This window comes from Faecalibacterium butyricigenerans, assembly GCF_020687345.1.
In the GTDB taxonomy this organism is placed as follows: Bacteria; Bacillota; Clostridia; order Oscillospirales; family Ruminococcaceae; genus Faecalibacterium; species Faecalibacterium butyricigenerans.
Window position 1 is genome coordinate 18,067 of sequence record NZ_JAJEQL010000028.1, and the last position, 10,120, is coordinate 28,186.

17 protein-coding genes are annotated in these 10,120 nt (G+C 59.4%); all 17 read right to left on the reverse strand.

What is annotated here, in order from left to right; translation table 11 throughout:
* Positions 1-4 precede the first annotated feature (4 nt).
* Positions 5-373: a 50S ribosomal protein L14 gene (gene rplN / locus LKD23_RS10035; protein WP_005938014.1), complete on the reverse strand. Its 369-nt coding sequence runs from the start codon at positions 371-373 to the stop codon at positions 5-7.
* A gap of 46 nt (positions 374-419) precedes the next feature.
* A complete protein-coding gene (gene rpsQ, locus LKD23_RS10040; protein WP_005938017.1) occupies positions 420-677 on the reverse strand; it encodes a 30S ribosomal protein S17 in 258 nt (85 codons plus the stop codon).
* A 12-nt stretch (positions 678-689) separates the two neighbouring features.
* The gene (rpmC, locus tag LKD23_RS10045) at positions 690-875 is read right to left on the reverse strand and encodes a 50S ribosomal protein L29 (RefSeq protein ID WP_158402011.1); all 186 of its coding nucleotides are present in this window, start codon (positions 873-875) and stop codon (positions 690-692) included.
* Complete coding sequence (gene rplP, locus LKD23_RS10050; protein WP_005938020.1) at positions 865-1,305, reverse strand: 50S ribosomal protein L16; 441 nt, start codon at positions 1,303-1,305, stop codon at positions 865-867. Before rplP ends, rpmC begins: the two co-directional genes overlap by 11 nt.
* Positions 1,305-2,009 (reverse strand): 30S ribosomal protein S3, encoded by a 705-nt coding sequence (rpsC, locus tag LKD23_RS10055; protein WP_005938023.1) that lies wholly within the window; start codon positions 2,007-2,009, stop codon positions 1,305-1,307. Before rpsC ends, rplP begins: the two co-directional genes overlap by 1 nt.
* A 12-nt stretch (positions 2,010-2,021) precedes the next feature.
* Positions 2,022-2,357, reverse strand: a complete 336-nt coding sequence (gene rplV, locus LKD23_RS10060) for a 50S ribosomal protein L22 (RefSeq protein ID WP_005921882.1) — start codon at positions 2,355-2,357, stop codon at positions 2,022-2,024.
* An 18-nt stretch (positions 2,358-2,375) separates the two neighbouring features.
* Complete coding sequence (gene rpsS / locus LKD23_RS10065) at positions 2,376-2,642, reverse strand: 30S ribosomal protein S19 (protein ID WP_005934915.1); 267 nt, start codon at positions 2,640-2,642, stop codon at positions 2,376-2,378.
* A 17-nt stretch (positions 2,643-2,659) separates the two neighbouring features.
* A complete protein-coding gene (rplB, locus tag LKD23_RS10070; protein WP_227621517.1) occupies positions 2,660-3,490 on the reverse strand; it encodes a 50S ribosomal protein L2 in 831 nt (276 codons plus the stop codon).
* 77 nt (positions 3,491-3,567) lie between these two features.
* Positions 3,568-3,864, reverse strand: a complete 297-nt coding sequence (gene rplW / locus LKD23_RS10075) for a 50S ribosomal protein L23 (RefSeq protein WP_015564637.1) — start codon at positions 3,862-3,864, stop codon at positions 3,568-3,570.
* Positions 3,864-4,487, reverse strand: coding sequence for a 50S ribosomal protein L4 (gene rplD / locus LKD23_RS10080; protein WP_227621518.1), 624 nt, complete (start codon positions 4,485-4,487; stop codon positions 3,864-3,866). Before rplD ends, rplW begins: the two co-directional genes overlap by 1 nt.
* A gap of 14 nt (positions 4,488-4,501) precedes the next feature.
* The gene (gene rplC, locus LKD23_RS10085; protein WP_055190682.1) at positions 4,502-5,134 is read right to left on the reverse strand and encodes a 50S ribosomal protein L3; all 633 of its coding nucleotides are present in this window, start codon (positions 5,132-5,134) and stop codon (positions 4,502-4,504) included.
* A 97-nt stretch (positions 5,135-5,231) separates the two neighbouring features.
* Positions 5,232-5,543 (reverse strand): 30S ribosomal protein S10, encoded by a 312-nt coding sequence (gene rpsJ / locus LKD23_RS10090; RefSeq protein ID WP_005934923.1) that lies wholly within the window; start codon positions 5,541-5,543, stop codon positions 5,232-5,234.
* A 615-nt stretch (positions 5,544-6,158) separates the two neighbouring features.
* A complete protein-coding gene (locus LKD23_RS10095) occupies positions 6,159-7,922 on the reverse strand; it encodes an Rqc2 family fibronectin-binding protein (protein WP_227621519.1) in 1,764 nt (587 codons plus the stop codon).
* Between the two features lie 18 nt (positions 7,923-7,940).
* Entirely contained in the window at positions 7,941-8,717 is a 777-nt protein-coding gene (locus LKD23_RS10100) for a Nif3-like dinuclear metal center hexameric protein (RefSeq protein ID WP_227621520.1), read from the reverse strand.
* A 13-nt stretch (positions 8,718-8,730) separates the two neighbouring features.
* Positions 8,731-9,429, reverse strand: a complete 699-nt coding sequence (locus tag LKD23_RS10105; RefSeq protein ID WP_227621521.1) for a class I SAM-dependent methyltransferase — start codon at positions 9,427-9,429, stop codon at positions 8,731-8,733.
* Positions 9,430-9,684: a DUF1858 domain-containing protein gene (locus tag LKD23_RS10110; protein ID WP_227621522.1), complete on the reverse strand. Its 255-nt coding sequence runs from the start codon at positions 9,682-9,684 to the stop codon at positions 9,430-9,432.
* A 241-nt stretch (positions 9,685-9,925) separates the two neighbouring features.
* Positions 9,926-10,120: hypothetical protein (locus LKD23_RS10115; RefSeq protein WP_227621523.1), on the reverse strand; the 195-nt coding region annotated here is incomplete at its 5' end.

Here is a 10,120-nt window from a genome sequence, read left to right on the forward strand (position 1 = left end):
CTCCTTACAGCGATTCCGGAGCCAGGCTCAGGATCTTGGTGTAGCCGGCATCGCGCAGCTCGCGAGCGACGGGTCCAAAGATACGAGTACCCTTGGGGCTCTTGTCGGCCATGACGATAACGGCGGCGTTCTCATCGAAACGGATGTAGGAGCCGTCGTCGCGGCGGACGCCATGCTTGCTGCGCACGATGACAGCCTTGACGACGTCGCCCTTCTTAACGGAGCCGCCGGGGGCTGCCTTCTTGACAGAGCAGACCACGACGTCACCAATGTTTGCGTATCTCTTGCGGGTGCCGCCCAGCACGCGGAAGCACATCAGCTCCTTGGCACCGGTGTTGTCGGCAACTTTGAGATAAGTTTGCATCTGAACCATTTCAGATATCTCCTTTCAAACTGTTCAAAGCAGCGGGCAAAGATGATTACTTTGCCTTCTCAACGATACGGACCAGGCGCCAGCGCACATCCTTGGACAGGGGGCGGCACTCCATGATCTCAACACGGTCACCGATGCCGCACTCGTTCTGCTCGTCACGAGCCTTGAACTTGGCGGTACGCTTCAGGATCTTCTTGTACAGGGGGTGCTGCACGCTATCCTTAACGGCAACCACGATGGTCTTATCCATCTTGTCGGACACGACGACGCCGACGCGGGTCTTTCTCAGATTACGTTCTTCCATCGTTTAACCTCCTTACTGCTTCTCAGCCAGAATGGTCATCACGCGAGCGATGTCCTTCTTGACTGCTTCGATGCGGCCGGGGTTCTCCAGCTGGTTGATGGCATGCTGGAAGCGCAGGTTAAACAGCTCGGCCTTCAGGTCTGCCAGCTTGCTGGTCAGCTCTGCGGTCTGCATTTCGCGGAGTTCATTAGCCTTCATTGGTGCCATCCTCCTTCACGGAGTCCTCACGGACAACAAATTTGCACTTGATGGGCAGCTTGTGCATTGCCAGACGCAGAGCCTCACGAGCAGTTGCCTCATCGACATCTGCCAGCTCGAACAGCACGCGGCCGGGCTTGACAACAGCGACCCAGTACTCGGGAGAGCCTTTACCGGAACCCATGCGGGTCTCAGCGGGCTTCTCAGTAACGGGCTTATCGGGGAAGATCTTGATCCAGACCTTGCCGCCACGCTTGATGTAACGAGTCATGGCGACACGAGCAGCCTCGATCTGAGTGGAGGAGATCCATGCCGGCTCCAGAGCAACAAGGCCGTACTGGCCCTGGCACACCACGTTGCCGCGGGTAGCCTTGCCGGTCATGCGGCCGCGCTGGACGCGGCGGTACTTAACACGCTTAGGCAGTAACATTACTTGTTGCCTCCTTCCTTCTTCTGAGCGGTCTTAGCGCTCTTGAGGACCTCGCCCTTGTAGACCCAGACCTTGACGCCGATGCGGCCGTAGGTGGTAGCAGCCTCAGCGAAGCCGTAGTCGATGTCGGCACGCAGGGTCTGCAGGGGGATGGTGCCCTCGTGGTAGCTCTCAGTGCGGGCGATGTCGGCACCGCCCAGACGGCCGGAGCACATTGCCTTGATGCCCTTTGCAGGGACAGTTGCACGATCGCGGGGGCTCATAGCGTTACGCATGCACTGCTTCATAGCGCGGCGGAAGGTAACGCGGTTCTCCAGCTGACGAGCGATGTCCTCGGCAACCAGCTGAGCGTTGGTAGCAGCGCTCTTGACCTCGATGACGTTGACGATGACGGTCTTGCCATACTCCTTGGTCAGCTTGTTCTGCAGAGCAACGCGCTCTTCGCCGCCCTTACCGATCACCATACCGGGCTTTGCGCAGTAGATGTTGACGGTAACGCGGGGAGCGGAAGTGGAAGGATCCACAGTGCGCTCGATCTCGATCTTGGGGACGCCAGCGTCCTTCAGCTGAGCCTTCAGCTCAGTGCGGATCTTGTGATCCTCGACGAGGTTATCGCTGAAATCCTTCTTGGAGGCAAACCAGCGGCTGTCCCAGTCTTTAATAACGCCGACACGAATGCCGTGCGGATTTACTTTCTGGCCCATTGTTTTCCCTCCTTACTCTTTCTCTTTCAGAACAACGGTCATGTGGCTGGTGCGCTTCAGGATGCGGTAGCCGCGGCCCTGTGCACGAGGCATCATGCGCTTCAGCGTCGGGCCGGGGCAGACATAGCACTCGGCGACGTAGAGGTTGTTCTTGTCCATATTGAAGTTGTTTTCCGCATTTGCGGCTGCAGACTTCACCAGCTTCAGAAGGGGCTCACAAGCGGCCTTCGGGGTGTACTGCAGGATTGCCAGCGCTTCGTCCAGGGGCTTGTTACGGATCAGATCCATAACGATGGACACCTTACGAGGACTAATGCGGGCATAACGAAGAATTGCCCGAGCTTCCATGTTGTGTTCCTCCTTCTCTTACTTCGAATTACCGGTGTGGCCCTTAAAGGTACGGGTGGGAACGAACTCACCCAGCTTGTGGCCAACCATGTCCTCGGTCACGTACACAGGCACATGCTTGCGGCCGTCGTGGACGGCAAAGGTGTGACCAACGAATTCGGGGAAGATCGTGGAGGCGCGGCTCCAGGTCTTGATGACCTGCTTCTTGCCGGAAGCGTTCATTGCTTCAACGTGCTTCAGAAGAGCAGCCTGGACGAAAGGTCCTTTTTTAATGCTTCTACCCATTGTCTTAAACTCCTCTCTTACTTACCTGCACGCTTCACGATGAGCTTATCGGAGCGCTTATGATGCTTGCGAGTCTTGAGACCCAGAGCAGGCTTGCCCCAGGGAGTCATAGGACCGGAGTGGCCAACAGGTGCACGGCCCTCGCCACCGCCGTGGGGGTGGTCGCAGGGGTTCATGACGGTACCACGGCTGCCGGGACGGACGCCCATGTGGCGCTTACGGCCAGCCTTGCCGAGGTTGACGTTCTCGTGGTCGATGTTGGAGACCTGACCGACGACTGCAGTGCAGTTGACGGGCACGTTGCGCATCTCACCAGAGGGCAGACGAACCAGAGCGTAGCCGTTCTCCTTAGCCATCAGCTGAGCCATGTTGCCAGCGGAACGGACCAGCTGAGCGCCGCGGCCGGGGTACAGCTCGATGTTGTGGATGATGGTACCGACGGGGATGTTCTCGAAGGGCAGGCAGTTGCCGGGCTTGATGTCGGCGCCCTTGCCGCTGACGACAACATCGCCGACCTTCAGACCGTCGGGAGCGATGATGTAGCTCTTGACACCGTCAGTGTACTCGACCAGAGCGATGAATGCGCTGCGGTTCGGATCGTACTCCAGAGTCTTGACGGTAGCGGGCATATCGGTCTTCTGACGCTTGAAGTCGATGACACGATACTTGGTGCGGTTGCCGCCGCCCTGATGGCGGACGGTGATACGACCGGTGTTATTGCGGCCGCTGTGCTTCTTCATAGGCTCCAGCAGGCTGCGCTCGGGAGCGACCTTGGACAGGACGCTGTAATCCGTGACGGTCATGCCGCGGCGGCCCGGAGTAGTGGGGCCATACTTTTTGATAGCCATTGTGCTATTCTCCTTTGTTTATCTTATGAATTATTATCGGGGTCATATCCCCATAGAGGAACCCTCGGTGGGTTCGATCAGACCATGCTGTTGAAGAACTCGATCTCCTTGGAGTCCTTGGTCAGGGTCACGATTGCCTTCTTGGAGGCGGCGGTGTAACCAGCATGCATACCCTGACGGCGGAAACGGCCGCGGACAGAGATGGTGTTGACCTTGGAGACCTTGACGCCGGGGAACAGGACCTCGACAGCCTGAGCGATCTCGACCTTGGTAGCATCGGTAGCGACCTTGAAGGTGTACTTCTTGTCGGCGATACCGGCCATGGAGTTCTCGGTAATGACCGGCTTCAGGATAATATCATGTGCGGTTTTCATTAGCCAAGCACCTCCTCGAGCTTCTTCGCTGCGTCGACGCTGATGATCAGCTTGTCGGCGTTCAGCACATCGTAGGTGTTCACGCTGCCAGCGAAGGTGGTCTTGACGCCAGCGATGTTGCCAGCGCTCTTGACGAACTTTGCATCGACAGTCTCATTGACCAGCAGGTTCTTCTTGCCAGCGCCGACGGCGTTCAGCATGGAGACGACAGCCTTGGTCTTGTACTCGTCGCAGGCGAACTTATCAACAACGACCATGTTGCCATTGGCAGCCTTGTCGGACAGGACGCTCAGCAGAGCCAGACGCTTGACCTTGTTGTTGATGTGGTAGTTGTAGCTGCGGGGCTTGGGGCCCAGAGCGACGCCGCCGTGAGTCCACTGCGGTGCACGGATGGAACCCTGACGAGCGTGGCCGGTGCCCTTCTGACGCCAGGGCTTCTTGCCGCCGCCGGAGACTTCCATGCGGATCTTGGTGTTCTGGGTGCCCTGACGCTGGTTGGCCAGGAAGTTCACCACAGCAATGTGGACTGCCTTCTCGTTCGGGGTGATACCGAACACGGCGTCGGAAAGCTCGATCTCGCTAACATGCTGACCGTTCATATCGACTACGTTAAACTTTGCCATTGTAGCTTTCCTCCTTACGCCTTCACGCTGTTGGCCAGAGTGACGATGGTGCCCTTGGAGCCGGGAACCGCACCCTTGACAGCGATCAGATTGTTCTCGGTGTCAACCTTGACAACGGTCAGGTTCTGCACGGTGACGCGCACAAAGCCCATGTGGCCGGGCAGGCGCTTGCCGGGGAACACGCGAGACGGGGTAGAAGTGGAGCCGTTGGAACCGGCGTGGCGTGCCACCGGGCCGGTGCCGTGGCTCTCACGCAGACGGTGCTGGCCGTAGCGCTTGATAACGCCCTGGTAGCCCTTGCCCTTGGAGACGCCCACGACGTCAACCTTGTCGCCAGCTGCGAAGACATCAGCCTTCAGCACATCGCCGACGTTCATTGCGGAGACATCCTCCAGACGGAACTCGCGCAGGGTCTTCTTGGGGGCAACATTTGCCTTCTTGAAGTGGCCTGCAGCTGCCTTGTTGACCTTCTTGGCGGAAACCTCGCCGAAGCCCAGCTGGACAGCCTGATAACCATCGCTCTCGACGGTCTTCTTCTGCACGACGGTGCAGGGACCAGCCTCGATGACGGTCACGGGAATGACCTTGCCGTTCTCATCGAACAGCTGGGTCATACCGACTTTCTTGCCGATAATGCCTTTAACCATTTTCTTTTCCTCCTGTAAAGGTTATTGGTTGGCAGCGCACGTCACTGCCAACATGACCCCTCGGGAAACGAGGGCATCGAATTTGATCGAGTGTCTTTTACAGCTTGATCTCGATGTCCACGCCAGCGGGGAGCTGGAGGCTCATCAGAGCCTCGACCGTCTTGTTGGACGGCTTCAGAATGTCGATCAGACGCTTATGAGTGCGGCTCTCGAACTGCTCGCGGCTATCCTTGTACTTGTGGGTAGCGCGCAGAACGGTGACGATCTCACGATCGGTGGGCAGGGGGATGGGGCCGGACACGCGGGCACCAGTGTGCTTTGCGGTCTCCACGATCTTCTCTGCTGCGGCATCGATCAGCTGAGCATCATAGCTCTGCAGACGGATTCTGATTTTCTCTTTGACTGCCATTGCTTACGCCTCCTGAAAAATTGTTTTGCCCTAGGCGAGCCGATAAATTGCTCTACACAGTTCCGGGTGTTCCTCGATTTGGCACTAGAAAAACCGGTGAACCGCTTGGCAGTTCTCCCGGAGATATATTAGCAAATCAAATCCGAACATTGGTTCCTCCCGTTTCGCAGGTCGCCCTGCCGAGGGAACGTATTCCATCGCTGTCAGTAATTCTTTCGCCCGGTTCTAAGATCGGACATACTCCGCGGAAATAACCCATCTCAGCTATCGCCGGATGACAACCTCCCGCATCTACGCATATCGCTGGCCTGCACGACTTGTATCGCACAAGCCCTTTGCAGCCGAGAGATATTCTATCACATCTTCGTGCATTTGGCAAGTGTTTTTTCGAAAAAACGCAGATTTTATTTTTTTATTTCCTCTGTTTTCCCTTCCGGCCGATTTTCTGTGCAGAATGCACAATGCCATGGCAGTTTTTTCTGTGGAAAACCCCGCTGACTCTTAGGATGCCCGCTCACCGGCCCTCTTATACCATCGTCCTTCCGTTTTTTATCCACTGCCTCTTGCAAAAAAGCCGCCATGCAGATGCACAGCGGCCAGAGTCTCAAATCGGATCTACTTTTTCGCGTTGACCTTCAGCTCATCCAGCAGCTTTTCCCGCGGGGTGACGTACACGGTGGTGTAGACCTCGTAGAGCACCATGCCGGGCTTTGCGCCGTTGGCTTTCCAGATGTTCTTCACTTCGGTGGTGTCCACGGCCACCTTGGCGGCGGCACCGGCCTTGAAGGCGCTGGAATAGACCACGGCCAGCTCTGCGGCCTCCTGCTTGGTGGCGTCGGGGATGTCCTCGCCCCGGCTCATGACCACGACATGGCTGCCGGGGGCCTTCTGGACGTGGAACCAGAGATCCTTGCCCCGGGCGGTGTGGAGGGTGAGCCTGTCGTTCTGGGCGTTGTTGCGGCCTACAAGGATCTCGAAACCGTCGCTGGAGGTGAACCGGAGGAAGTCGGCGGGCTTCTGGCGCTTGTCGCGCTGCTTGTAATATTTCAGGTAGCCCTGACTCTTCAGCTCGGCGCGAATCTCATTCAGCGCTGCCTCGCCGGAGGCCGTCTCCACCTCGTAGAGCACCGTTTCCAGATAGGCGATCTCCTTCTCGCCCTCGGCCAGCAGGTCCACCAGCATCCGGGCAGCCGTCTGCTTCTTCTTGTAGTTCTTGAAGAAGTTCTGGGCGTTCTGGCTGGGGCTGAAGCGAAGGTCCAGCGGGATGGTAACTTCCCGGCCCTCATCGTACCAGTTGGGCACGGTAATGCTCTTCATCCCCTTTTCCGCGAGGTAAAGGTTGGCCGACAGCAGCTCGCCGTAGAGGCGGAGCTTCTCGCTCTTGCCGCTGGCGGCAAGCTCTTCCTGCCGCGCGGCCTGCTTGCGGACGGCGCGCTCATACATATTATGGACGGCCTTGTGCAGCTCCTTGCTCTTGGTGCGCAGGCGCTCGGCGCGATCCTTCTCGGCGTAGTAGCCCTCGAGCATAGTGTTGAAGGAGGGCCATTCCTTGATGAGATACTTGTCGCCGTACTGCCGGGGACGGAAGAAGGTGTACTCCACCGGCTTTCCGTCCGGGGCGGTGACGCTGCACGGACAGCCGCCCTCGTCGTAGATCTCCTTCAGCTCGTCGATGGCTGCCATCAGCTGGTGCTTCTGGGCCTCGGTCAGCTCGTTGGCCAGCAGATGCTCCCCGTCGAAGGCACGCCATGCAGCTTCCCGGCAGACCACCGGGCCGACGCCTGCCACCGTCTTGTTCAGGGCGTCCGCCACCGGCAGGTCCCGCTCACAGGCCGCCGCCACGATGGACGCCGCACTGACCGCCAGAAAATCGGGCCGGGCAGGCTTGGGGGGCGCGGTATAGGGCAGACCGGGCAGGAGCTGACGGACATCGCTGTCCTCAAAATCCACCCGCTTAAGGGCGTCGATGATCTTTCCGTTCTGCACCAGCACCAGATTGGAGTAGCGGCCCATCAGCTCCGCGCAGAGGATGTTCCGCACAAGGTCGCCCATCTCGTTGGTGCACTGGAACTCGAAGTAGACGATGCGGTCGCCCGGCTCCATCCGGACGTCCAACAGACGTCCGCCGGTGAGATGCTTCCGCATCAGCATACAGAAGGAGGGCGGCGTTTCGGGGTTCTCGAAGCTCTCCTCGGTCAGGCAGACTCTTGCCGAGCCGCTCCGGGCCGACAGCAGCAGGCTGTAGGTATCGGTGCGGGTGCGCAGGGTGATGACCAGCTCATCGCGGGTCGGCTCAAACAGTTTTGCGATCTTGGCGTCGGCCAGCGTGGTCTTCAGTTCCGCCGCCGTCAGCGCCAGTGTCGCGGCATCCAATGCCATTTGTATTACCTCGTTTTATTATAAATAAGTATAAGGGTCGCGGGCGTCCTCGCTCACGAGGACTTCCAGCGCCGGGAATGCCCCGCGCAGCTTTTCGGCCACCGCCGCCGTCACCGGAAATTCGGTGGCGTAGTGGCCCGCCGCGATGAGGGAAAGCCCCAGCCGCTTGGCGTCGATGGCGTGGTGGTGATTGGCCTCGCCGGTCAGCAGGCAGTCCGCCCCCTGTGCCAGCGCGTCCTCAAAGAGGCTGCCGCCCGCGCCGCTGATGACGGCCAGCCGCTGCACGGTCTTGCCGGTGTCGGCGAATTTCACCTGCACCGCAGGGCCGTCGAGGGGCTGGTTGCAGCGGGAGGCAAGCTCCTGCTGCGCCTTTTTCGCCAACTCAGGCACCGTGATGGGGTCGATGCTGCCCACCCGGCCGCAGCCCTCGGCGAAGGCCTCCATCTCCCGCATCCCGAAGAACCCGGCCAGCACCTCATTGACGCCGCCCTCGGCGGCATCCAGATTCGTGTGCATACAGATGGCCGAGATGCCGTTTTTCACCAGCTGAAAGGCCACGTCCTGCCCGCCCAGCTTCTTGAGGGGGGAGAAGATGACCGGGTGGTGGGACACGATGAGCTGACAGCCCTTCCGGGCCGCTTCCTCCACCACCTCGGGGGTGATGTCCAGCGTCACCAGAATCCGGGACGCTCCGCCGCCGCAATCCACCAGCAGGCCGGGGTTGTCCCAGCTCTCCGCCAGCGCCAGCGGCGCGATGTGCTGCATCTCCTGATAAATCGAATCGATCGTTGTCATAGCTTTACCTGCCTTACCGATACGTTTCCTTTTCCTTCAAAGAAGCGGCCTGAGAGGGCAGAGACGCGATCAATGCGTCCATCTCCCTCGCCATCTCGCTGCCGTCCGGCACGCCGAGGCGGAGGCGGGGCAGCTTTGCTTTCTGCCATGCGGCGTAGCCCTCACCCTCCGGCCACTGGCCGGTGAGGCCGAACAGGCACTCTTGGAAGGTGGGCGTCCTCACCTCGCCGGTGTACTCCGCCGCCATGACGGCGTACCAGCGGCCCGCCGCCTGCACCGGCCGGTCAGCTATGAGGGCAAAGCCGTGCTCCCACAGCCAGCGGCGGAGGTCGCTATGGCGGGTGGCCGGCACCATCACGAGGCGCGGCCCGCCCGGCGCAGACACCCACGGAGCTTTCTCGATGATCTCCCATGTCGTCTGGGCCGAGACGCCCGCCAGCACGATGGTGCCTGCCTCGCCCGGGGACAACACAGAAAGACCGTCGCCGAGCCTCAGCTCAGCGCGGTCTTTGCATCCGGCATATTCCAGCGTCTGTGCGGCCTTCGCCAGCGGGCCGGGGCGCAAATCGGCCCCGATGACCTTGGGGTACTTCCCCGAAGCGGCCAGCACCGCCGTCAGCTTGCCGTGGTCGCAGCCGATGTCGGCCACAGGCTGACCGGGGCGCACCAGCTCAGCGGCAGCGCTCAGACGCGCATCCAGTGTCGGCAGCACTCAGGACTTCTTGGAGGCCAGATGAGCGTTCAGCTTCTCCAGCAGCTCGTCGCAGTCCACACCGTGGACCTCGCAGGCCTCCTCGATGCTCTCGCCGCGGGAGGCGGGGCAGCCGAGGCAGTGCATCCCGATCTCCATAAAGTAGGGAGCGGTGCTCTGGTCCATATCCAGAATGTCGCCGATGATGGTCTCACGAGTCACCTGCTTCACAGGGTGGTTCTCGTCCTTCTTGAGCATATTGAAAATATCAAACATGGTAGTATCCCTTTCTGTCTTTCACGATGCGCCTTGCAGCGCTCAGCTATAATATACCCCAATCATATCCTATTTTTCAAGTAGAAATTGAAAAGCTTCTTGTTTCTTCCGCAAAGAAGTGTGTTTTTTCGGGTGCTGGGGTTCTCTTTTAGCCCACAAAAGAGAACCAGAAATCCTTCTCGCGCTGGTAGCGCGGGGCAAAGCGCTGTTGCGGTAAGGCTTGGTTTCCTTATGAACGGCTTCACGCGCCTGTGCGCGGGGCAAAGCGCTTTTTCATTAAGGCTAATGTTCTCTTTTGCGTGCCAAAAGAGAACCAGAAATGGTTCTCGCGCTGGTAGCGCGGATTAAGTTTTTTCTTTCGGTCAAGTGGCTTGCGCTCCGCGCGGGCCAGAGGCAGGGAGGGGTGTTTCGACTCCCCCCTCCCTACCTCTGGACT